The 22,482-nt window shown below is 41.9% G+C and carries 22 protein-coding genes; 20 read left to right on the forward strand and 2 right to left on the reverse strand.

Annotated features, from left to right (window positions below):
• The first annotated feature begins 2 nt into the window (after window positions 1–2).
• The 7 genes from QEZ38_RS05640 (at window position 3) to QEZ38_RS05670 (ending at window position 5,537) form a co-directional block, all read left to right on the forward strand.
• Entirely contained in the window at window positions 3–1,667 is a 1,665-nt protein-coding gene (locus QEZ38_RS05640; protein WP_281335288.1) for a DAK2 domain-containing protein, read from the forward strand.
• A gap of 165 nt (window positions 1,668–1,832) precedes the next feature.
• Window positions 1,833–2,039, forward strand: a complete 207-nt coding sequence (locus QEZ38_RS05645; RefSeq protein ID WP_025171227.1) for a hypothetical protein — start codon at window positions 1,833–1,835, stop codon at window positions 2,037–2,039.
• A complete protein-coding gene (locus QEZ38_RS05650) occupies window positions 2,036–2,230 on the forward strand; it encodes a hypothetical protein (protein WP_281335289.1) in 195 nt (64 codons plus the stop codon). Before QEZ38_RS05645 ends, QEZ38_RS05650 begins: the two co-directional genes overlap by 4 nt.
• A complete protein-coding gene (locus tag QEZ38_RS05655; protein ID WP_281335290.1) occupies window positions 2,217–3,101 on the forward strand; it encodes an ABC transporter ATP-binding protein in 885 nt (294 codons plus the stop codon). The genes QEZ38_RS05650 and QEZ38_RS05655 overlap by 14 nt, the downstream gene beginning before the upstream one ends.
• Before the next feature lies 1 nt (window position 3,102).
• Window positions 3,103–3,840: an ABC transporter permease gene (locus QEZ38_RS05660; RefSeq protein ID WP_281335291.1), complete on the forward strand. Its 738-nt coding sequence runs from the start codon at window positions 3,103–3,105 to the stop codon at window positions 3,838–3,840.
• Window positions 3,840–4,937 (forward strand): sensor histidine kinase, encoded by a 1,098-nt coding sequence (locus QEZ38_RS05665; RefSeq protein ID WP_281335292.1) that lies wholly within the window; start codon window positions 3,840–3,842, stop codon window positions 4,935–4,937. Before QEZ38_RS05660 ends, QEZ38_RS05665 begins: the two co-directional genes overlap by 1 nt.
• A complete protein-coding gene (locus QEZ38_RS05670) occupies window positions 4,938–5,537 on the forward strand; it encodes a response regulator transcription factor (protein WP_281335293.1) in 600 nt (199 codons plus the stop codon).
• 136 nt (window positions 5,538–5,673) lie between these two features.
• On the opposite strand, the gene dusB is transcribed toward QEZ38_RS05670, so the two are convergent.
• Complete coding sequence (gene dusB / locus QEZ38_RS05675) at window positions 5,674–6,654, reverse strand: tRNA dihydrouridine synthase DusB (RefSeq protein ID WP_000183319.1); 981 nt, start codon at window positions 6,652–6,654, stop codon at window positions 5,674–5,676.
• Entirely contained in the window at window positions 6,641–7,513 is an 873-nt protein-coding gene (hslO, locus tag QEZ38_RS05680; protein ID WP_153224538.1) for an Hsp33 family molecular chaperone HslO, read from the reverse strand. The genes dusB and hslO overlap by 14 nt, the downstream gene beginning before the upstream one ends.
• Window positions 7,514–7,678: 165 nt before the next feature.
• Between hslO and QEZ38_RS05685 the strand changes: the two genes are divergently transcribed.
• The 13 genes from QEZ38_RS05685 (at window position 7,679) to QEZ38_RS05745 (ending at window position 22,474) form a co-directional block, all read left to right on the forward strand.
• A complete protein-coding gene (locus QEZ38_RS05685) occupies window positions 7,679–9,106 on the forward strand; it encodes an AcpB/EbpR/MafR family transcriptional regulator (protein WP_153224537.1) in 1,428 nt (475 codons plus the stop codon).
• Window positions 9,107–9,264: 158 nt separating this feature from the next.
• Window positions 9,265–10,773, forward strand: coding sequence for a glycerol kinase GlpK (gene glpK / locus QEZ38_RS05690; protein ID WP_281335294.1), 1,509 nt, complete (start codon window positions 9,265–9,267; stop codon window positions 10,771–10,773).
• Between the two features lie 51 nt (window positions 10,774–10,824).
• Window positions 10,825–12,651 (forward strand): type 1 glycerol-3-phosphate oxidase, encoded by a 1,827-nt coding sequence (gene glpO, locus QEZ38_RS05695; protein ID WP_281335295.1) that lies wholly within the window; start codon window positions 10,825–10,827, stop codon window positions 12,649–12,651.
• 70 nt (window positions 12,652–12,721) lie between these two features.
• A complete protein-coding gene (locus QEZ38_RS05700) occupies window positions 12,722–13,426 on the forward strand; it encodes an MIP/aquaporin family protein (protein WP_281335296.1) in 705 nt (234 codons plus the stop codon).
• Window positions 13,427–13,655: 229 nt separating this feature from the next.
• Entirely contained in the window at window positions 13,656–13,787 is a 132-nt protein-coding gene (locus QEZ38_RS05705; RefSeq protein WP_000358457.1) for a teichoic acid D-Ala incorporation-associated protein DltX, read from the forward strand.
• A 20-nt stretch (window positions 13,788–13,807) separates the two neighbouring features.
• Window positions 13,808–15,358: a D-alanine--poly(phosphoribitol) ligase subunit DltA gene (gene dltA / locus QEZ38_RS05710; protein WP_281335297.1), complete on the forward strand. Its 1,551-nt coding sequence runs from the start codon at window positions 13,808–13,810 to the stop codon at window positions 15,356–15,358.
• Window positions 15,355–16,599: a D-alanyl-lipoteichoic acid biosynthesis protein DltB gene (gene dltB, locus QEZ38_RS05715; protein WP_153224533.1), complete on the forward strand. Its 1,245-nt coding sequence runs from the start codon at window positions 15,355–15,357 to the stop codon at window positions 16,597–16,599. Before dltA ends, dltB begins: the two co-directional genes overlap by 4 nt.
• A gap of 13 nt (window positions 16,600–16,612) precedes the next feature.
• Window positions 16,613–16,852, forward strand: coding sequence for a D-alanine--poly(phosphoribitol) ligase subunit DltC (gene dltC, locus QEZ38_RS05720; protein WP_000351968.1), 240 nt, complete (start codon window positions 16,613–16,615; stop codon window positions 16,850–16,852).
• Complete coding sequence (gene dltD / locus QEZ38_RS05725) at window positions 16,845–18,113, forward strand: D-alanyl-lipoteichoic acid biosynthesis protein DltD (RefSeq protein ID WP_153224532.1); 1,269 nt, start codon at window positions 16,845–16,847, stop codon at window positions 18,111–18,113. The genes dltC and dltD overlap by 8 nt, the downstream gene beginning before the upstream one ends.
• Before the next feature lie 139 nt (window positions 18,114–18,252).
• Window positions 18,253–20,286 (forward strand): cell surface ecto-5'-nucleotidase Nt5e, encoded by a 2,034-nt coding sequence (nt5e, locus tag QEZ38_RS05730; RefSeq protein ID WP_281335298.1) that lies wholly within the window; start codon window positions 18,253–18,255, stop codon window positions 20,284–20,286.
• Between the two features lie 244 nt (window positions 20,287–20,530).
• A complete protein-coding gene (gene adcR / locus QEZ38_RS05735; RefSeq protein WP_075232375.1) occupies window positions 20,531–20,971 on the forward strand; it encodes a zinc-dependent transcriptional regulator AdcR in 441 nt (146 codons plus the stop codon).
• The gene (locus QEZ38_RS05740) at window positions 20,971–21,675 is read left to right on the forward strand and encodes a metal ABC transporter ATP-binding protein (protein ID WP_075232376.1); all 705 of its coding nucleotides are present in this window, start codon (window positions 20,971–20,973) and stop codon (window positions 21,673–21,675) included. Before adcR ends, QEZ38_RS05740 begins: the two co-directional genes overlap by 1 nt.
• Window positions 21,668–22,474 (forward strand): metal ABC transporter permease, encoded by an 807-nt coding sequence (locus QEZ38_RS05745; RefSeq protein ID WP_061863957.1) that lies wholly within the window; start codon window positions 21,668–21,670, stop codon window positions 22,472–22,474. The genes QEZ38_RS05740 and QEZ38_RS05745 overlap by 8 nt, the downstream gene beginning before the upstream one ends.
• The last annotated feature ends 8 nt before the right edge of the window (window positions 22,475–22,482 follow it).

A 22,482-nucleotide genomic window follows, 5' to 3' on the forward strand; every position in this document is an offset into this window, starting at 1 on the left:
CCGTGTCAAAAATTACTACTAGCTTATTTCAAGAAATGGTGCAAGCTGCATCAACTCGCTTGAATAAGCAAGCTGAATATGTCAATTCATTAAACGTCTTTCCAGTTCCAGATGGAGATACTGGTACAAATATGGGAATGACCATTGAAAATGGTGCTAAAGAAGTTGCAGACAAACCAGCTTCTACTGTTGGAGAGGTAGCAAGCATTCTTGCAAAAGGTCTTTTGATGGGTGCGCGTGGGAATTCAGGAGTTATTACATCTCAGCTTTTCCGCGGATTTTCACAAGCCATCAAAACCAAAGAAGAGTTAACAGGAAAAGACCTAGCTCTTGCCTTCCAATCTGGTGTTGAAGTAGCCTACAAGGCTGTTATGAAGCCAGTTGAAGGAACAATCTTGACTGTATCACGTGGTGCTGCCATCGGTGCTAAGAAAAAAGCCGAGCAGACAGACGATGCTATTGAGGTTATGCGTGCAGCTTTGGAAGGAGCTAAAACAGCCCTTGCTAAGACTCCAGACATGCTTCCAGTCTTGAAGGAAGTTGGCGTTGTGGACTCAGGTGGTCAAGGTTTGGTCTTCATCTACGAAGGTTTCCTTTCAGCTCTTACTGGTGAATATAGCGCTTCTGAAGACTTTGTTGCCACTCCAGCCAACATGAGTGAGATGATCAATGCAGAACACCATAAATCTGTAGCTGGACATGTGGCAACAGAAGACATTACCTTTGGTTACTGTACTGAGATCATGGTTGCCCTTAAGCAAGGTCCAACTTATGCTAAAGAGTTTAACTACGATGAATTCCGCAACTACTTGAACGAACTTGGGGATTCACTTCTTGTTGTCAATGACGATGAAATCGTTAAAGTTCACGTCCATACAGAAGATCCAGGTCTTGTCATGCAAGAAGGTCTCAAATATGGTAGCTTGGTCAAGGTAAAAGTTGACAATATGCGTAACCAACATGAAGCACAAGTGGAAAAAGAAGCTAAAGTCAGCAAACCAGCTGAAGAAAAAGAATATGCTCTTATCGCAGTAGTAGCTGGACAAGGCTTGGCAGACATCTTCCGTGCTCAAGGTGTGGACTATGTTATCGAAGGTGGACAAACCATGAACCCTTCGACAGAAGACTTTATCAAGGCTGTTGAGCAAGTCAATGCTCGCAACATTATCTTCTTGCCAAACAACAAAAACATCTTCATGGCAGCTCAATCTGCAGCTGAAGTCTTAGAACAACCAGCAGTAGTGGTAGAAGCTCGTACCCTTCCTCAAGGATTGACTAGTCTTCTTGCCTTTGATCCAAGCAAGACTATCGAAGAAAACAAAGAACGCATGACTGCAGCTCTTGGTGATGTGGTCAGTGGTAGTGTAACAACAGCCGTTCGTGACACGACTATCGATGGTTTGGAAATCCATGAAAATGACAATCTTGGTATGGTAGATGGTAAGATCCTCGTATCAAACCCTGATATGCACCAAACTCTGACTGAAACTTTGAAACATATGTTGGATGAAGATAGTGAAATCGTAACCTTCTATATCGGTGAAGATGGAAGTGAAGAATTGGCTAACCAAATTGCCCAAGAAATCGCAGAAGAATTCGAAGATGTAGAAGTAGAAATCCACCAAGGTCAACAACCGGTTTATCCATACCTTTTCAGTGTGGAATAAAGATTAAATAGAAAACGAAAGAGGTCGGGATTTTCCTGACCTTTTTTGATTTGTAGAGAATTCTATTTTCCTAGCTGAGTGAACTTTTTGTGACATTTGTCATATTTCCTCATGACAGAAGCTTCTAGTGGCACTAGCTTCAAAGAATTATAATAGATGTATCAAATGGAGGAAGAAAAAATGAAACATAAAGTAATTATCGCAATGAGTTTAGTAGCAGCAGGAGTCATGACTTATCTCATGTTCTCAGGATTGGACGAAGGCTTCTATCATTTTCCTTGGGAGTTATTTGCAGGATTTGGCATGATGTCTTGGTTGATCCGAGAAGGTTTGAAATTGGTCTCAGATGTGAAAAAGGAGTTTGAAAAATGAAAAAAGCGATTCTCTATTTCTTTATTGGACTATCACTAGTGGTATGGTTGGTCGAAATGTTTACAGGTTGGTTTGACCAAGCCTTCCTTCACCAAGCCATTCGCGGTGCCTGGGGTCTAGGATTTATGATTTTTATCGCCTTTCCGATGGGAAAGGAGTGGTTGAAAGGAGAATATCATGAACATGATTAAGGTAGAAGGCTTAAATAAAAACATCAAGGGCAAGGCTATATTGAAGGATATTTCCTTTGAGGTGGCTGAAGGTGAATGTGTCGCCTTGATTGGGCCCAATGGTGCTGGTAAGACAACACTCTTGGACTGTTTGCTTGGAGATAAACTGGTCACCAGCGGTCAAGTATCCATCCAAGGATTGCCAGTGACGAATTCTCAGTTAGACTATATTAGAGGCTACCTCCCTCAAGAAAATGTCATTGTTCAGAAATTAAAGGTTAAAGAGTTGATTGCTTTCTTTCAAAGCATTTACCCAAATCCCTTGAGCAACCAGGAGATTGATCAACTATTGCAGTTTGACAAGCAACAAAAAGAGCAGTTGGCAGAAAAATTGTCAGGTGGGCAAAAACGTCTCTTCTCTTTTGTCTTGACCTTGATTGGGCGACCAAAACTTGTCTTTTTAGATGAGCCAACTGCGGCCATGGATACTTCAACCCGTCAACGTTTTTGGGAAATTGTCCAAGACTTAAAAGCGCAGGGAGTTACCATTCTCTATTCGTCTCATTATATCGAGGAAGTAGAGCATACAGCAGACCGGATTTTGGTCTTAAATAAGGGAGAATTGATCCGTGATACGACACCTCTAGCCATGCGCAGTGAGGAGATTGAAAAGCACTTTGTCCTACCTCTAGCTTACAAGGAAGTCGTCGAACAGTCTAACTTGGTTGAAAACTGGTCACAAAAACAAGATGCCCTGCAAGTAGTCACACGCGAAGCGGATGCTTTCTGGGAACGGTTAGTCCAGGCAGGATGTAGGATTCAAGAAATTGAAGTCACTAACCGTAGCTTGCTGGATACAATCTTTGAAGAAACACAAAAGGGAGATGACTAAGATGAAACGATGGATTGCACTAAACAAGATAGAATTTCTATTGACCAAACGACAATTAGTCTATTATCTATTATCTGTAGGGATGCCGACGGCCTTCTATTTATTCTTTTCAGGCATGTACCAGGATACACCAAGTGGGCCGGCTAATTTTATGCGCGACTACCTTATCTCTATGACGGCCTTTTCCATGATGTCGACAGCTATGTTTTCATTCCCAGCTGTTTTACATACCGATAAGATCAACAACTGGCAGAAAACATTACGCCATACTCCTGTAAATATGGTAGAATATTATCTATCAAAGATAACAAGTATGATGGTTGATTATTTGGTCTCAATTCTGGTTGTTTTCTCAGTTGGGCATTTTGTAAGAGGTGTGGATATGTCTCTTGGAAACTGGATTGGGGCTGCACTTTTGCTGATAGTAGGAAGTATTGCCTTTGTAGCGCTTGGTTTGACCTTGACTCTCTTACCAACTAGTCAGTTGATGTCTGTCGTAGGTAATCTTCTTTACTTTGGCTTGGCTGTTTTAGGTGGACTCTGGATGCCCGTCTCTTTATTTCCAGACTGGATGCAAGCAATCGGGAAGCGTCTACCAAGCTATCAGTTGATGGAATTGATCAAGACCTTCTTAAACGAGGGTGGCATCAATCTATCAGCCACAATTTATCTACTTGTTTTTTCAGCAGTTTTATTTGGTTTGACTATTTACCTTCAAGGTCATAAGGAGAATGCTTAATGCTTGAAAGACTGAAAAGCATACATTATATGTTTTGGGCCAGTTTGATTTTTATGGTTTTTCCTATCCTCTCTGCAGTAGTTGGGGAGATTCCTAGCTGGCATTTACTAGTTGATATTCTATTTGTGGTGGCTTACTTAGGCGTTTTGACAACCAAGAGCCAGCGATTATCCTGGCTCTTTTGGATTATCATGCTAGCCTATGTAGCTGGGAATACCGTCTTTATTTATGGCAACTATGTCTGGTTCTTCTTTTTCCTTGCCAATCTCTTGATTTATCATTTTAGAGTGCGTAGCCTACGTTCTCTTCATGTCTGGACTTTCCTTCTTGCTCAAGTTCTTGTTGTTGGACAACTCATGATGTTTCAGTCAGTCGAAACTGAGGCTGTAGCCTTTGAACTTGGGATTCTTACTTTTGTCGATTTGATGACATTGGGCTTGGTTCGGATTCGCATTGTCGAGGATTTGAAAGAAGCTCAGGCCAAGCAAAATGCCCAGATAAATCTATTGCTTGCTGAAAATGAACGTAGTCGTATCGGTCAGGATTTGCATGATAGCCTGGGGCATACCTTTGCCATGCTGAGTGTCAAGACAGATCTGGCCCTGCAGTTATTTCAGATGCAGGCCTATCCACAGGTGGAGAAGGAATTAAAAGAAATTCACCAGATCAGCAAGGATTCCATGAATGAAGTGCGAACCATCGTGGAAAATCTGAAATTACGGACTTTAGCATCAGAGCTTGAGACTGTCAAGAAGATGCTGGAGATTGCTGGAATTGAAGTTGAGGTTGACAATCAATTGGACAAGGCTAGCCTGACCCAAGATGTGGAGTCGACGGCTGCTATGATTTTGTTAGAACTGGCGACCAATATCATCAAGCATGCCAGCGCTAATAAAGCCTATCTAAAACTGGAACGTACAGATCAGGAATTGCTCCTGACAGTTAGAGATGACGGGAAAGGTTTTGCAACTGTAAAAGGGAATGAACTCCATACAGTCCGAGATCGTGTAGCAGCCTTCTCAGGTCAAGTAGAGCTGGTCAGTTTGAAACATCCAACAGAGGTGCGCGTGCATCTGCCTTATAAGGAGAGAAAGTAGATGAAAGTATTAGTCGCAGAAGATCAAAGTATGCTTAGAGATGCCATGTGCCAGCTCTTAAGCTTTCAACCAGATGTGGAGACTGTCTTGCAGGCGAAAAATGGAGCTGAAGCTATCGAGGTTTTGGGGAAAGAAACAGTAGATATTGCCATCCTTGACGTCGAAATGCCAGTCAAAACAGGACTAGAAGCGCTCGAGTGGATCAAACAAGAAGTGCCTGAAATCAAGGTGGTTATCGTTACGACCTTTAAACGCCCAGGTTATTTTGAACGAGCGGTCAAAGCAGGAGTCGACGCCTATGTCTTGAAAGAGCGAAGCATCGCCGAACTCATGCAAACCCTGCATACGGTGTTAGAGGGACGCAAGGAATATTCTCCAGAGCTGATGGAAGTCATGATGACCCATCCCAATCCCTTGACCGAGCAAGAAGTCGCTGTTTTGCATGGAGTTGCCCAAGGCCTGTCCAACCAAGAAATTGCGGATAAGCTCTACCTCTCAAACGGCACCGTCCGTAATTACATGACCAATATCCTCTCCAAACTAGGCGCAAGCAACCGAACCGAAGCAGCCAAAACTGCCGAAGAAGAAGGATGGTTGTGAGGGAATAAAGAAAAAATCTCTTAGAAATGAATCTAAGAGATTTTTGGTGTTATGTGACTATTATAGTAGATTAAAATAAGGTATGAACAAATCGATTAGGAAAGTCAAACTAATACTCTATAGGTAGTATAGAAGTTTAGGCCTTATCTAATTGCAATAGAGCTTCAATCTCTGCTAGTGTGCTAGCTTGCGAAATAGCACCACGGAGCTTGGCTGCGCCAGATGTTCCACGGAGGTAGTGAGGAGCGAGTCCACGGAATTCACGGACCGCAACCTTTTCTCCCTTGAGGTTAATCAAGCGTTTCAAATGCTCGTAAGCGATGTTCATCTTATCTTCAAAGGTTAAATCAGGAAGGATTTCTCCAGTTTCAAAGTAATGGTTGATCTGGTTGAAGAGGTAGGGATTTCCCATGGCAGCTCGACCAATCATAACAGCGTCAGCACCGACTTCTTCGATGCGTTGTTTGGCTTCTTGGACAGTGCGAATGTCACCGTTAGCGATAAATGGAATTTTTGTCAGAGCTTGTGCAACCTTGTGGAGAGTCTCGAGGTCAGCGTGACCAGTGTACATTTGTTCACGAGTACGACCGTGCATAGCAAGTGCAGAAACACCTGCAGCCTCAGCGGCGAGGGCATTTTCCACAGCTAGAGATGGGTCAGACCAGCCCGTACGCATTTTGACAGTGAGAGGGATATCAAGGACTGATTGAACTTTGTTAATGATAGAGTAGATCTTGTCTGGATCCTTGAGCCACATAGCGCCAGCTTCGTTTTTGACGATTTTGTTAACTGGACAGCCCATGTTGATATCCACGATATCGGTCTTGGTGTTTTCTTGGATGAATTCTGCTGCGCGTGCTAGGCTGTCTTCATCACTACCAAATAGTTGGATAGAGACTGGGTTTTCTCCTTCATCGATATGAAGCATGTGAAGAGTTTTTTCGTTGTTGTATTGGATTCCCTTGTCAGAGACCATCTCCATGACAACGAGGCCTGCCCCAAGTTCTTTAGCAATGGTACGAAAGGCTGAGTTGGTCACGCCGGCCATGGGTGCTAAAACGGTACGATTGGGAATCTCAACATTGCCAATCATAAAAGGTGTATTAAGATTTGTCACGAATGAGTTCCTCCAGATCATTTTCGTTAAAGTTGTAAGTTGTTTGACAGAATTGACAAGTGATTTCTGCGCCATGATCTTGGTCCTTCATTTCCTGCAAGTCTGAGCTTGGAAGACTAGAAAGAGCCTTCATAAATCGTTCTTTGCTGCAGTTACATTGGAAACGAATCTCTTCTTCAGACAAGCGTTTGTATGGTTCGTCGCCATAGATAGCCTTTAGAAGAGCTTCGATATGGTCGTCGCTTTCTAGAAGAGTTGAAATGGCAGGCATTTCTTGGATGCGTTTTTCAAAACGAGCGATTTCTTCTTCCTTGGCTCCTGGCAAAACTTGAACAAGGAAACCGCCTGCTACTTTGACCTTGTCTTCTTCGTCCAAAAGGACATTGAGTCCAACTGCTGACGGAGTTTGTTGGCTTTCTGTCAAGTAGAAGGCAAGATCTTCTCCGATTTCTCCAGAGATAAGCGGAGTCATGGAGTTGTAAGGATTTCCAGTGCCGTAGTCTGTGATAACGAGAAATTGACCATTGCCGACAAAAGGTCCGACTAGAACTTCACCAGTTGCAGTCTTTTTGATGTCAACACCAGGATTTTGAACGTAACCTTTGACGTTCCCCTTGGTATCAGCTACGGTGATGATGGCTCCTAGAGAGCTAGTTCCAAGAACTTTAACCGTTAGCTTGGTATTTCCTTTTTCATTGGCTGCGAGAATCTGGCTGGCGATAAGGGTGCGGCCAAGTGCAACAGTTGAGCTAGCTTGAGTTTGATGTTTTTCTTGAGCAGTGCGGACGGTTTCAGTGCTATCAAGAACATAAGCACGAAAGGCCCCGCTTTCTGATATAGTTTTAATAATTTTATCCATAGCTACTATTTTAGCATAAAAATGCCCAAAGGGGGAGTGGGGTGTTTGCTGATTCTGAGGATTATTTGAGTTTGAAACTAGGGAAAAACCGAAAAGATAAACAGATTATTTTAGCATTTTTTTAATTTATGCTATGCTTGAAGAAGGAAATGAAAGGGGTAACAAATGTATTTAGGAGATTTGATGGAAAAGGCTGAAGCTGGTCAATTTTTAGTCCTTTCTTTTTTATTGCAGGAGTCACAAACGACCTTAAAAGCACTGATGGAGGAGACGGGCTTCTCTAAAGCGACTGTGACCAAGTACATCTTATTCACAAATGAAAGAGCGCAAACAGTTGGTCTAGATGTACAGATTCATCTACAGGAAGAGCAGGTCAACTTGTCAGTCGGTGCGACTACTAAGGGGCGTGATATTCGTCGCCTATTTTTAGACAATGCGGTGAAATACCAGATTTTACTATATCTGCTCTATCACCAGCAGTTTCAAGCCCATCAGCTGGTTCAAGAATTGATGGTCAGTGAGGCCACGCTTGGGCGCCACTTATCTGGTTTAAATCAGATTTTATCCGAATTTGATTTATCTATCCAAAACGGACGTTTGCGAGGTCCAGAGCACCAGATTCGTTACTTTTATTTCTGTCTTTTACGTAAGGTTTGGTCGAGTAAGGACTGGGGAAATGAAATGCAAAAGCCTGAGAGAAGGCGGGAGATTGCTAGTTTAGAAGAAATCTGTGGTGCTCAATTGTCTTCGGGGCAGAAGTTAGACTTGATTTTGTGGAATCATATCAGCCAACAACGTTTACGTGTCAATGCCTGTCAATTTCAAGTCATAGAAGATAAAATGCGAGGCTATTTTGACAATATTTTCTACCTTCGCTTGTTGAGAAAGACACCGTCCTTTTTTGCTGGGCAACATATTCCTTTGGGAACTGAGGATGGTGAGATGATGATTTTCTTCTCTTTTCTTCTTTCTCATCGCATTTTGCCCCTACATACCATGGAGTATATCCTTGGGTTTGGAGGGCGGCTGGCAGATTTGTTGACGCAACTGATTCAAAAAATGAAGAAAGAGGGCTTGCTAGGCGGTTATACGGAAGACCATGTCACCTATGAACTGAGTCAATTTTGTGGGCAAGTCTATCTATTCAAGGGCTATATTTTACAAGACCGCTATAAGTACCAGTTAGAGAATCGTCATCCTTATTTGCTGATGGAACATGATTTTAAAGAGATAGCAGAGGAGATTTTTCATGCTTTACCTGCCTTTCAGCAGGGGACGGACTTGGATAAAAAAATACTTTGGGAATTGCTTCAATTGATGGAATACATGGCAGAAAATGACGGTCATCATATGCGGATTGGTCTAGATGTAACAGCGGGTTTTCTTGTCTTTTCAAGAATGACTGCTATCTTGAAACGCTATTTGGAATACAATCGTTTTATTACTATTGAAGCCTATGACCCTAGTCGGCACTACGATTTGCTGGTTACCAATAATCCTATTCATAAAAAAGACCAGACTCCAGTATATTATTTAAAAAATGACTTAGATATGGAAGATTTGGCAGCGATTCGTCAGATATTATTTGCTTAAAAGGCTTGGGAATCCAGGTCTTTTTTGTGAAATTCTCACAATCTTATCAATTTTTTTTAAAATTTTAAAAAACTTGATAAACAAGAAAGCGCTTTATTTTGTATACTAGTTACTGTAAAGAGGAAATAACCTCAAGATCTTTATCAGGAGGACAGCACATGTCACAAGAAAAATACATTATGGCCATTGACCAAGGAACTACCAGTTCTCGTGCCATTATTTTTAACAAAAAAGGGGAAAAGGTCAGCTCAAGTCAAAAAGAATTCACACAAATCTTTCCACAAGCAGGTTGGGTTGAGCACAATGCCAATGAAATTTGGAACTCTGTGCAGTCAGTAATCGCTGGGGCTTTTATCGAAAGTGGTATCAAGCCAAATCAAATCCAAGCTATCGGGATTACCAACCAGCGTGAAACGACAGTTGTTTGGGATAAAAAGACAGGTCTTCCTATCTATAATGCCATCGTTTGGCAGTCTCGCCAGACAGCGCCTTTGGCTGAACAACTAAAAAAACAAGGTTATGTAGAGAAATTCCATGAGAAGACTGGTCTGATCATCGATGCTTACTTCTCTGCGACCAAGGTTCGTTGGATCTTGGACCGTGTAGAAGGCGCTCAAGAGCGAGCAGAAAAGGGTGAGTTGCTCTTTGGTACTATCGATACTTGGTTGGTTTGGAAATTGACTGATGGTGCGGCTCACGTGACCGACTACTCAAATGCGGCTCGTACCATGCTCTATAACATTAAAGAACTCAAATGGGATGATGAGATTTTGGAAATCCTCAACATTCCAAAGGCTATGCTTCCAGAAGTTCGTTCTAACTCTGAAATCTACGGTAAGACAGCTCCTTTCCATTTCTACGGCGGTGAAGTGCCAATCTCAGGTATGGCTGGGGACCAACAGGCAGCCCTCTTTGGACAGTTGGCTTTTGAGCCTGGTATGGTCAAAAATACTTACGGAACAGGTTCTTTCATCATCATGAATACTGGTGAAGAGATGCAGTTGTCTGAAAATAACCTCTTGACAACGATTGGTTACGGAATCAATGGCAAGGTTTACTATGCCTTGGAAGGTTCTATCTTCATCGCAGGAAGTGCTATTCAGTGGCTTCGTGACGGACTTCGCATGGTCGAAAATTCACCAGAGTCTGAAAAATATGCTCGTGATTCTCACAATAACGACGAAGTTTATGTCGTTCCGGCCTTTACAGGTCTAGGTGCTCCATACTGGAACCAAAACGCTCGTGGTTCTGTCTTTGGCTTGACTCGTGGAACAAGCAAAGAAGACTTTATCAAAGCAACCTTGCAGTCTATCGCTTATCAAGTGCGTGACATCATTGACACGATGCAAGTGGATGCTCAGACAGCTATCCAAGTCTTGAAGGTGGATGGCGGTGCAGCTATGAACAACTTCCTCATGCAGTTCCAGGCTGACATCTTAGGAATCGATATTGCCCGCGCCAAAAACTTGGAAACAACTGCTCTAGGAGCAGCCTTCCTAGCAGGTTTGTCAGTAGGCTACTGGAAGGACTTGGATGAGTTGAAACTCTTGAATGAGACAGGAGAACTTTTTGAGCCATCCATGAACGAATCTCGCAAGGAACAACTCTACAAGGGCTGGAAGAAAGCTGTGAAAGCAACTCAAGTCTTTGCGGAAATCGACGACTAATAACAACTAATACTAGGAGAATAAAGCGACTCAGTTAGAAAGTGTGTAAATATGGAATTTTCAAAGAAAACACGTGAATTATCAATTCAAAAAATGCAGGAACGTACCTTGGATCTCTTGATTATCGGTGGGGGGATCACAGGGGCTGGTGTAGCTTTACAGGCGGCAGCTAGTGGTCTTGATACTGGTTTGATTGAAATGCAGGATTTCGCAGAAGGAACATCCAGTCGTTCAACAAAATTGGTTCACGGAGGTCTGCGTTACCTCAAGCAATTTGACGTAGAAGTGGTGTCAGATACGGTTTCTGAACGTGCAGTGGTTCAACAAATTGCTCCACACATTCCAAAACCAGACCCAATGCTCTTGCCAGTTTACGATGAGGATGGAGCGACCTTTAGCCTCTTCCGTCTCAAAGTAGCCATGGACTTGTATGACCTTTTAGCAGGGGTTAATAACACGCCAGCTGCTAACAAGGTTTTGAGCAAGGAAGAAGTTTTGGAACGCCAGCCAAACTTGAAGAAAGAAGGTTTGGTAGGAGGTGGGGTTTACCTTGACTTCCGTAACAACGATGCCCGTCTCGTGATTGAAAACATCAAACGTGCTAACCAAGACGGTGCCCTCATTGCCAACCACGTTAAGGCAGAAGGCTTCCTCTTTGACGAAAGTGGCAAGATTACTGGTGTCGTAGCCCGTGATTTGTTGACAGACCAAGTCTTTGAAATCAAGGCCCGTCTGGTGATCAACACAACAGGTCCTTGGAGCGACAAGGTACGTAATTTGTCTAATAAGGGAACCCAATTCTCACAAATGCGTCCAACTAAGGGAGTTCACCTAGTAGTGGATTCAAGTAAGATCAAGGTTTCACAGCCAGTTTACTTTGACACAGGTTTGGGTGACGGTCGTATGGTCTTTGTACTTCCACGTGAAAACAAGACCTACTTCGGTACAACAGATACAGACTACACAGGTGATTTAGAGCATCCAAAAGTGACTCAAGAAGATGTGGATTATCTGCTTGGCATTGTCAACAATCGCTTCCCAGAAGCTAACATCACCATTGATGATATCGAAAGCAGCTGGGCAGGTCTTCGTCCATTGATTGCAGGAAATAGCGCTTCTGACTACAATGGAGGAAATAACGGCACTATTAGCGACGAAAGCTTTAACAACTTGATTGCGACTGTCGAAGCTTATCTATCGAAAGAAAAAACGCGTGAAGATGTTGAATCTGCTGTCAGCAAGCTTGAAAGCAGCACATCTGAGAAATATTTGGATCCATCTGCAGTTTCTCGTGGTTCGAGCTTGGATCGTGATGACAATGGCCTTTTGACCCTTGCTGGTGGTAAAATCACAGACTACCGTAAGATGGCTGAAGGGGCTATGGAGCGCGTAGTTGAGATTTTGAAAGCAGAGTTTGACCGCAGCTTTAAACTCATCAACTCTAAGACTTATCCTGTTTCAGGTGGAGAATTGAATCCAGCAAATGTAGATTCAGAAATCGAAGCCTTTGCGCAACTTGGAGTATCACGTGGTTTGGATAGCAAGGAAGCACATTATCTGGCAAATCTTTACGGTTCAAATGCACCAAAGGTCTTTGCCCTTGCTCACAGCTTGGAACAAGCTCCAGGACTCAGTTTGGCAGACACCTTGTCCCTTCACTATGCAATGCGCAATGAGTTGGCTCTTAGCCCAGTTGACTTCCTTCTTCGTCGTACCAACCATATGCTCTTTATGCGTGATAGCTTGGATAGCATCGTTGAGCCAGTTTTGGATGAAATGGGACGATTCTATGACTGGACAGAAGAAGAGAAAACAACTTACCGTGTTGATGTCGAAGCAGCTCTTGCTCAAAATGACTTGGCAGCATTAAAAAATTAAGAAAAACTAGAAGAGAGGGAGACAAGCGTTCCTTGCTTTCTCTCTCCTTCTTTTAAATGGAGACAAAGATATGATGAAAGAATTATTTGGAGAATTTTTGGGAACTTTAATCCTGATTCTTCTAGGAAATGGTGTTGTTGCAGGTGTAGTTCTTCCCAAAACTAAGAGTAACAATTCAGGATGGATTGTCATCACTATGGGTTGGGGGATTGCCGTTGCTGTCGCAGCCTTTGTGTCTGGCAAGCTCAGTCCAGCTCATTTAAACCCAGCTGTGACCATTGGTGTGGCCTTAAAAGGTGGCCTGCCTTGGGCATCAGTATTCCCTTATATCCTAGCCCAGTTTGCAGGAGCTATGCTCGGTCAGATTTTGGTTTGGTTGCAATTCAAACCGCATTATGATGCAGAAGAAAATGCAGGCAATATCCTGGCAACCTTCAGTACTGGGCCAGCCATCAAGGATACAGTTTCTAACTTGATCAGTGAAATCCTTGGAACCTTTGTTTTGGTGTTGACAATCTTTGCTTTGGGGCTTTATGACCTTCAGCCTGGTATCGGAATCTTTGCAGTGGGAACTTTGATTGTCGGTATCGGTCTATCATTAGGTGGGACAACAGGTTATGCCTTGAATCCTGCGCGTGACCTTGGTCCTCGTATCATGCACAGCATCTTGCCAATTCCAAATAAGGGAGATGGAGACTGGTCTTATGCCTGGATTCCAGTTGTGGGACCTGTTATCGGTGCAGCCTTGGCCGTGCTTGTATTCTCACTTTTCTAAGATAAAAGAGCTATTTGTAACAAAGTTTGAGATTGGCTTCTCAAACTTTGTTGTTTTTTGAGGGCAAAACATTAATATTTCAACTTGTCTTAAAATAACCTAAAACGAACTTTTAAGTTATGGTAAACAGTTGAAAATAGAGGGAATAAAGTGGTAAAATGGGAACAAGAAAAAATAGTAATTGTATATTTGCATAAAATTATTGAAAATTTACAAAAAGAAGTTAATTATGGATAAAAAGAAACCAATTTATGTTTTTTTAGGGCAAACGGTCCTGTATTTTATTGTTCTACTTGGTTTGCTTTACTTTTTTAGTTACCTAGGACAAAGTCAGGGAAGCTTTATTTACAATGAATTTTAGTTTAAAGGAGAAAAATCATCGTGTCTAATAAGCCGATAAAAGATATGATTGAAGTGATTGAATATTTCGCCCAAACTCAACCTACCTTTCCAGTCTATAATGTTCTTGGTGAGGAACGTACCTATGGTGATTTAAAGGCTGATTCAGATAGTTTGGCTGCAACCATTGATCAGCTAGGATTACCTGAAAAATCTCCAGTAGTCGTTTTTGGTGGTCAGGAGTATGAGATGTTGGCTACCTTTGTAGCCTTGACCAAGTCAGGTCATGCCTACATTCCAATTGACAGTCATTCGGCCTTGGAGCGAGTTTCGGCTATTTTAGAAGTGGCAGAGCCAAGTTTGATTATTGCTATCTCAGACTTTCCATTGAAGCAGGTTTCTACACCGATGATGAATCTAGCTCAGGTTCAAGAAGCCTTTGCTCAAGGGGCAAGCTATGAGATGACGCATCCGGTCAAAGGGAATGATAACTACTACATCATCTTTACCTCAGGGACAACTGGGAAACCAAAAGGGGTGCAGATTTCGCATAATAACCTTCTCAGCTTTACCAACTGGATGATTACGGATAAGGAATTTGCGACGCCAAGTCGTCCACAAATGCTGGCTCAGCCACCTTATTCTTTTGACCTGTCTGTCATGTACTGGGCACCGACCTTGGCACTTGGTGGTACACTTTTTGCCCTCCCATCAGCCATTACTCAAGACTTTAAGCAACTCTTTGCGACCATCTTTTCTCTTCCGATTGCTATCTGGACTTCAACACCATCTTTTGCAGATATGGCCATGTTGTCTGAAGATTTCAATGCTGAAAAGATGCCAGGCATTACTCATTTTTACTTTGATGGGGAAGAGTTGACAGTTAAAACAGCTCAGAAATTGCGCAAGCGTTTTCCAAATGCACGCATCATTAATGCATATGGACCAACGGAAGCAACAGTTGCTTTGTCAGCAGTCGCTATTACAGATGAGATGTTAGTAACTTTGAAACGTCTTCCAATTGGCTACACCAAAGAAGATTCTCCAACCTTTATCATTGATGAGGAAGGGAACAAATTGCCAAATGGAGAACAAGGGGAGATCATCGTATCTGGACCTGCTGTTTCAAAAGGCTACATGAACAATCCTGAAAAAACAGCTGAAGCCTTCTTCGAATTTGAAGGTCTTCCAGCCTATCATACGGGAGATGTGGGAACTATGACAGATGAAGGTCTCCTTCTCTATGGTGGACGGATGGACTTCCAGATCAAGTTTAACGGTTACCGCATTGAGCTAGAAGATGTTTCTCAAAACTTGAATAAATCTCAGTATGTTGAATCCGCTGTTGCAGTTCCACGTTACAACAAAGACCACAAGGTTCAAAACCTCTTGGCCTATGTTATCTTAAAAGATGGCGTCAAAGAACAATTTGAGCGCGAAATTGATATCACGAAAGCTATCAAGGAAGACTTGGAAGATATTATGATGTCTTACATGATGCCATCTAAGTTTCTTTATAGAGAGGAATTGCCACTGACTCCAAATGGCAAGATTGATATCAAAGGATTGATTAACGAGGTGAATAATAGATGATGGATTTCCTGAAACAGCTGCCTCATATTGAGCCGTATGGGAATCCGCAGTACTTTTTGTACGTGATTACTGCTACCTTGCCCATCTTTATCGGTCTTTTTTTCAAAAAACGTTTTGCCTGGTATGAAATACTGGTTAGTCTATTCTTTATCGTTACCATGTTGACGGGTGGCAAGACTAATCAAATAGCTGCCTTAGGAATCTATCTAATTTGGCAAATGGTACTGGTTCTTTTCTACAAGCATTATCGAAAAAGTAAGGATGGCAAGTGGGTCTTCTACCTAGTTAGTTTTCTGTCCCTCCTTCCGATTATCTTTGTCAAGGTGCAACCTGCTATCAATGGAACGCAATCTTTGCTTGGATTTTTGGGAATTTCTTACCTGACTTTTCGTTCGGTGGGAATCATCATCGAACTTCGAGATGGAGTCATTAAGGATTTGAACCTGTGGGAGTATTTGCGTTTTCTTCTCTTTATGCCGACATTTTCAAGTGGTCCTATTGATCGTTTCAAACGTTTTAATGAAAATTATCAGACGATACCAGAGCGCGATGAGTTGCTAGATATGCTAGCCGAGTCCGTTCGGTATATCATGTGGGGTTTTCTATATAAATTTATCCTAGCTCATATTTTAGGCGAGATTTTATTGCCACCGCTAAAGAATTTAGCTTTACAAACAGGTGGCTTCTTTAACTACTACGTAGTTGCAGTCATGTACACATTTGGTCTGGAGCTCTTCTTTGACTTTGCGGGTTATTCCATGTTTGCTCTAGCTATTTCAAATCTGATGGGGATTCGTAGTCCGATCAACTTCAACAAACCTTTCTTGTCAAGAGATTTGAAAGAGTTTTGGAATCGTTGGCACATGAGTTTATCCTTCTGGTTCCGTGACTTTGTCTTTATGCGCATGGTCATGGTGATGACGAGAAAGAAGCTTTTTAAGAATCGAAATGTGACCTCAAGTGTCGCCTATATCCTGAATATGCTCCTTATGGGGTTCTGGCATGGGATAACTTGGTTTTACATCGCCTACGGACTCTTTCATGGAGTGGGCTTAGTCATTAATGATGCCTGGGTTCGAAAGAAAAGAACGCTCAATAAAGAACGTAAGAAAGCAGGGCGACCTCCCTTGCCTGAGAACCGTTGGGTTCAGTTGCTTGGCATGGTGATAACCTTCCATGTCGTGATGGTTTCATTCTTAATCTTTTCTGGATTTTTGAATGATTTATGGTTAAAAAAATAAAAGGAATTAAAAAATGGATATCAAATCAGAAGTTATTGAAATTATTGATGAATTGTTTATGGAAGATGTTTCTGACATGATGGATGAGGATCTTTTTGATGCAGGTGTCTTGGATAGTATGGGGACAGTTGAATTAATTGTGGAAATCGAAAACCGCTTTGATATTCGTGTCCCAGTTACAGAATTTGGTCGTGATGACTGGAATACAGCTAATAAAATCGTAGCAGGGATTACGGAGTTAAAGAATGCTTAAACGCTTGTGGCTGATTTTCGGGCCTGTCTTTGTAGCGGGCTTGTTGGTGTGCCTTCTTATCTGTTTCTATCCAAGTAGTCCAAGTCATAATCTCATGGAGGAAAAATACTCTGCCGCTTCGATAAGTGCAGAAAGCTTTAAGGAAAGAAGTCAAAAAGTAAGAGCTCTTACGGATCCTAATATACGTTTTATACCCTTTTTGGGTTCGAGTGAATGGATTCGCTTTGATAGCATGCATCCAGGAGTATTAGCGGAAAAGTATAACCGCTCCTATCGTCCTTATTTTATGGGGCAGGCAGGAGCAGCTTCTCTTAGTCAGTACTTTGGACTACAACAAATCACATCTGAGCTTGAAAACAAACAAGCGGTATTTGTAATCTCTCCACAATGGTTTACAAAAGAGGAGCACGATGCGCCTACTTTTCAAAGCTTTTTTAACAATGACCAGTTGACGGCCTTTTTGGAAAATCAATCCGGAGATCTGGCTGCTCAATATGCGGCTACTAGACTCTTGAAGAAAAATCCAAGAGTACCGATGAAGGGGATTGTTGAGAAGCTGGCCAAGAATGAACAATTGTCAGACTTTGATCAAACGATGGTTAATCTCTCTGCCGAGTTCAATGAAAGACAAGCTGCTCTTTTTGGTCAATTTTCCATTCATGGTCGATTAAAGTACAAAGATCATATTGAAAAATATTTGAGCAGTCTCCCAGAGCAATTTTCTTATGAAGAATTGGAAAATATTGCTCGTAAGGATGCAGAAGAAAATACGACCAATAATGATTTGGGGATGGATAACCATTTTTATACCACTCAACTTAAGAAGGACTTAAAAAATTTAGAAGGCTATCAAAAGAATTATAACTTTCTCCAATCAACTGAGTACAATGATTTACAGCTAGTACTTGATCAATTTGCCAAGTCTAAGGTTAATGTGCTCTTTGTCTTTCAACCTGTCAATCAAAAATGGATGAACTATACAGGTTTGAGCGAAGAAATGTATCAACACTCTATTGAAAAAATTCGTTACCAGTTGGAAAGTCAGGGTTTCACCAATATCGCTGACTTTTCAAAAAATGGTGGAGATCCCTACTTTGTTAAGGATACGATTCATATCGGTTGGTTGGGCTGGTTGGCGTTTGATAAGGTGGTAAATCCCTTTTTGAGCAATCCGACAACAGCTCCTAGTTACCAAATGAATGACCGCTTCTTTAGCCAGGATTGGGCAAATTACGATGGGAATATTAAAGATTTTCAATAATATAGAAGAGGAGTTTGAACTTTTAGTTCAAACTTTTTTAATGAAATGTCGGATAGATTATCCTAAGAAAGGCTAAAAGTTTTAAAATGATGCTAAATAGCGTATAATGGTAAAAGAAAGAAGAGAAAGGGATTTCAATATGAATAAACGTTTCTTGTTGCCTGTCCTATCGACAGCCCTATTAGCTCCAGCCTTTTTAGCTGGACAGGTCTATGCTGAAGAAAATACTAGTTCTTCAGAAGTTACAGAAGTTGTGAGCACTGCAGAAGCACCAGCAGTAGCAGCGACTCCTGAGGTTGTTACAAGTCCAGCAACGCCAGCTGAAGAGGTTGCACCTCAAAAAGAAGAAGCAGATACTGTTATCTTGCATACCAATGACGTGCATGGTCGCATTGTAGAAGAAAAAGGAGTAATTGGAGATGCCAAGCTCGCGACAGTTATTGAGAAGGAGCGCGAAAAGGGCAATCAAACGACTCTAGTGGTGGATGCAGGGGATGCCTTCCAAGGTCTGCCAATTTCAAACTCTACAAAGGGTGAAGCACGTGCCAAAATCCTAAATGAGATGGGCTACGATGCTATGGCTGTAGGAAATCATGAGTTTGACTTTGGACTTGACGAAGCTAAAAAATACAAAGAAATCTTGAACTTTCCACTGCTTAGCTCGAATACTTATGTAAATGGAGCTCGTCTATTTGAAGCAGCAACAATTGTTGATAAGAACAAGGATATTGCAGGTGATGAGTTTGTCGTCATCGGTGTGACAACACCTGAAACAGCTACTAAGACTCACCCTAAAAATGTTAAAGGCGTAACCTTTACAGAGCCTATTGCAGAGGTTAACAAGGTTATCGAAGAAATTCAAGCTAAAGCCTTGGCAGAAGGCAAAGACTACAAACACTATGTTGTTCTCGCTCACTTGGGAGTTGATACAACAACACCTGTAGAATGGCGTGGTTCAACACTTGCAGAAGCACTTTCAAAAAATCCTTTGTTGAAAGGTAAGCGTGTTACAGTGATTGATGGTCACTCTCATACAGTAGAATCTACTACCTATGGTGACAATGTGACCTACAACCAGACAGGAAGCTATCTCCATAATGTCGGTAAAATCACTTACAAATCTCGTCAATTATTAGGAAATCCAAGCCAGGTACCTGCTGCAGATGCTAAGAAATTAGAAGCCAATCCAAAGATTGCAGCCATGGTCAAAGAAATCAAAGAAAAATATGATGCTGAAAATGCTGTAGAAGTTGTTTCAAATAGCCCAGTTGAATTGAACGGTGACCGTGAAAATGTTCGTGTCCGCGAAACAAACCTTGGAAATGTTGTGGCAGATTCTCTCTACCAGTATGGTCAAACAGGATTTAGTCATCCAACAGATATCGCTGTGACAAATGGTGGAGGCTTGCGTGAAACTATTGCCAAAGGTAAACCAATCACAAAAGGAAATGTCATTGCAGTCTTGCCATTTGGAAACACAATTTCACAAATTCAAGTAACTGGTCAGCAAGTTCTGGATATGTTTGAAAAATCACTCGGCTCTATCTTGCAGGTTGATAAGGCAGGAAAAATTGTCCTGGATGAAAATGGCCAACCATTGCTAGAACCAAGTGGCGGATTCTTACAGATTTCAGGAGCCAAGGTCTACTACGATACAAATCTAGCTGCAGGCAAACGTGTCTTGGCTATTCAAGTTAAGAATCGTACGACTGGTCTCTATGAAAAACTAGATTTGGAAAAAGTCTACTACCTAGCAACCAATGACTTCCTTGCAGCAGGTGGTGATGGTTATACCATGCTTGGTGGTGCCAGAGAAGAAGGCCCTTCAATGGATGCTGCCTTTGAAGATTACCTTAAAACAGCTGATTTGACTCAGTATGAAAAGGTAAATCCAAACTCACGCACGATTTCTGTGGATTCAAAAACATTTACATTGCCTGAAGAAGGAAAAGTGCAAGACCCAGCTAAATCAGAAGAAGACCAAGCAACACAACCGACACAACCGTCTACTGTAAAAGTTGATTATAAGGTTGCAGATAAGTTTGCTAACAAGACAGTCGTATCAGAAAAATTACTTCCAAATACAGGTAGTGAGCAATCTATTTTCATGATGCTACTTGGTATGATTCTTGGAGCGACAGCCCTCTGGACTAGCCGTAAACAAGAAAAATAATTCTAAAAGATGAAAACATCTCAGGTGTTTTCATCTTTTTTCTTGACTCCTTGCTTGGATGTGATATACTTAACTAGTAAAGGAATGGTGTGATACTCAATAAAAATCAAAGAGCAAACTAGGAAGCGAGACGCAGGCTGTACTTGAGTACGCCAAGACGAAGCTGACGTGGTTTGAATTTGATTTTTGAAGAGTATGAAAACCTTGTATTTATAGAAATTCCGTTCTGAGAAAGGAGCAAATCATGAGACAGTTGGCAAAAGATATCGATCAATTTTTAAATGAGATTATTCTCAAGGCGGAAAATCAGCATGAAATTTTGATTGGCCATTGTACCAGTGATGTAGCCTTGACCAATACCCAGGAGCATATTCTCATGCTTTTATCAGAGGATTCGCTCACCAACTCTGAGTTGGCGCGTCGTCTCAATGTTAGTCAAGCTGCCGTTACCAAGGCTATCAAATCCCTGGTTAAGGAGGGAATGTTAGAAACGTCTAAGGATCCTAAGGATGCTCGCGTTGTCTTCTATCAATTGACAGACTTGGCTCGACCTATTGCTGAGGAACACCACCATCATCATGAACATACCCTCTCGACTTATGAGCAGGTTGCCACTCAGTTCACACCAAACGAACAAAAAATTATCCAGCGGTTTTTAACTGCTTTAGTAGGAGAAATCAAGTAATGAGATACATCACAGTAGAGGATTTGTCCTTCTATTATGACAAGGAACCTGTGCTTGAGCATATCAATTACAGTGTTGATAGTGGGGAATTTGTCACACTGACAGGAGAAAATGGAGCGGCAAAGACTACTCTTATCAAAGCTAGTCTAGGTATTTTACAACCGAGAATTGGGAAAGTAACCATCTCAAAGATAAATATTCATGGGAAAAAGCTAAGAATCGCCTATCTTCCTCAGCAGATCGCCAGTTTTAATGCAGGCTTTCCTAGTACTGTTTATGAGTTTGTCAAATCAGGTCGCTATCCAAGAAAGGGTTGGTTCCGTCGTTTGAATGCCCATGATGAGGAACATATCAAGGCCAGTTTAAACTCTGTCGGTATGTGGGAACATCGGGATAAACGGATTGGTTCTCTCTCTGGTGGGCAAAAGCAAAGAGCGGTTATTGCACGTATGTTTGCTTCAGATCCAGATATCTTTATCTTGGATGAGCCAACGACTGGGATGGATGCAGGTACCAAGAATGAATTTTATGAGCTCATGCACCATAGTGCTCACCATCATGGCAAGGCTGTTCTGATGATTACTCACGATCCTGAAGAAGTCAAGGATTACGCAGATCGCAATATCCACCTTGTTCGTGACCAAGATTCGCCATGGCGTTGTTTCAATGTCCATGAAAATGACCAGGAGGTGGAGCATGCTTAATCTATTTTCTTATGATTTTATGCAGCGGGCCTTTTTGGCAGTTATTGCCATGAGCCTCTTTTCACCAGTCCTTGGGACCTTCCTCATTTTGCGCCGTCAAAGTCTCATGAGTGATACTCTGAGTCACGTCTCACTTTCGGGTGTTGCCTTTGGTTTGGTTTTGGGAATCTCTCCGACCATCTCAACCATTGCCATTGTCTTGATTGCAGCGGTCTTCCTTGAATACCTGCGTACTGTTTATAAAAGCTTTATGGAGATTGGGACAGCTATTCTCATGTCTACAGGACTTGCAGTTTCACTTATTGTTATGAGTAAGGGGAAGAGTTCTAGTTCGATGAGTCTGGATCAGTATCTTTTTGGTTCTATCGTGACCATTAGTCAAGAGCAGGTCATTGGGCTCTTTGTCATTGCAGCGGTTGTTTTAATACTGACCTTCCTCTTTTTAAGACCCATGTACATCTTAACGTTTGACGAGGATACAGCTTTTGTAGATGGCCTTCCAGTGCGTACTATGTCTATCCTCTTTAACATGGTGACGGGGGTTGCTATCGCTCTCATGATACCCGCTGCGGGAGCACTTTTGGTATCAACTATCATGGTCTTGCCAGCTAGTATCGCTTTACGTCTAGGGAAGAACTTTAGTTCGGTGATGATTCTTGCCAGCGTTATTGGTTTTCTAGGTATGGTAGCAGGGCTTTATATATCCTATTATGCAGAGACACCACCGAGTGCAAGTATTACCATTATCTTTGTAGTTGTCTTTTTGTTAGTCAGCTTACTCAAACGTTTTATCAAATAGGAGAAGAA

The sequence above is a fragment of the Streptococcus taonis genome (assembly GCF_029948085.1).
Lineage (GTDB): Bacteria > Bacillota > Bacilli > Lactobacillales > Streptococcaceae > Streptococcus > Streptococcus taonis.

Bases quoted from the DNA above. Each gene is read 5' to 3' on its own strand.
- QEZ38_RS05645 (WP_025171227.1), top strand. From the start codon at position 1,833: ATGGAGGAAGAAAAAATGAAACATAAAGTAATTATCGCAATGAGTTTA.
- QEZ38_RS05650 (WP_281335289.1), top strand. From the start codon at position 2,036: ATGAAAAAAGCGATTCTCTATTTCTTTATTGGACTATCACTAGTGGTA.
- QEZ38_RS05655 (WP_281335290.1), top strand. From the start codon at position 2,217: ATGAACATGATTAAGGTAGAAGGCTTAAATAAAAACATCAAGGGCAAG.
- QEZ38_RS05660 (WP_281335291.1), top strand. From the start codon at position 3,103: ATGAAACGATGGATTGCACTAAACAAGATAGAATTTCTATTGACCAAA.
- QEZ38_RS05665 (WP_281335292.1), top strand. From the start codon at position 3,840: ATGCTTGAAAGACTGAAAAGCATACATTATATGTTTTGGGCCAGTTTG.
- QEZ38_RS05670 (WP_281335293.1), top strand. From the start codon at position 4,938: ATGAAAGTATTAGTCGCAGAAGATCAAAGTATGCTTAGAGATGCCATG.
- hslO (WP_153224538.1), bottom strand. From the start codon at position 7,513: ATGGATAAAATTATTAAAACTATATCAGAAAGCGGGGCCTTTCGTGCT.
- QEZ38_RS05685 (WP_153224537.1), top strand. From the start codon at position 7,679: ATGTATTTAGGAGATTTGATGGAAAAGGCTGAAGCTGGTCAATTTTTA.
- glpK (WP_281335294.1), top strand. From the start codon at position 9,265: ATGTCACAAGAAAAATACATTATGGCCATTGACCAAGGAACTACCAGT.
- glpO (WP_281335295.1), top strand. From the start codon at position 10,825: ATGGAATTTTCAAAGAAAACACGTGAATTATCAATTCAAAAAATGCAG.
- QEZ38_RS05700 (WP_281335296.1), top strand. From the start codon at position 12,722: ATGATGAAAGAATTATTTGGAGAATTTTTGGGAACTTTAATCCTGATT.
- QEZ38_RS05705 (WP_000358457.1), top strand. From the start codon at position 13,656: ATGGATAAAAAGAAACCAATTTATGTTTTTTTAGGGCAAACGGTCCTG.
- dltB (WP_153224533.1), top strand. From the start codon at position 15,355: ATGATGGATTTCCTGAAACAGCTGCCTCATATTGAGCCGTATGGGAAT.
- dltC (WP_000351968.1), top strand. From the start codon at position 16,613: ATGGATATCAAATCAGAAGTTATTGAAATTATTGATGAATTGTTTATG.
- dltD (WP_153224532.1), top strand. From the start codon at position 16,845: ATGCTTAAACGCTTGTGGCTGATTTTCGGGCCTGTCTTTGTAGCGGGC.
- nt5e (WP_281335298.1), top strand. From the start codon at position 18,253: ATGAATAAACGTTTCTTGTTGCCTGTCCTATCGACAGCCCTATTAGCT.
- adcR (WP_075232375.1), top strand. From the start codon at position 20,531: ATGAGACAGTTGGCAAAAGATATCGATCAATTTTTAAATGAGATTATT.
- QEZ38_RS05740 (WP_075232376.1), top strand. From the start codon at position 20,971: ATGAGATACATCACAGTAGAGGATTTGTCCTTCTATTATGACAAGGAA.
- QEZ38_RS05745 (WP_061863957.1), top strand. From the start codon at position 21,668: ATGCTTAATCTATTTTCTTATGATTTTATGCAGCGGGCCTTTTTGGCA.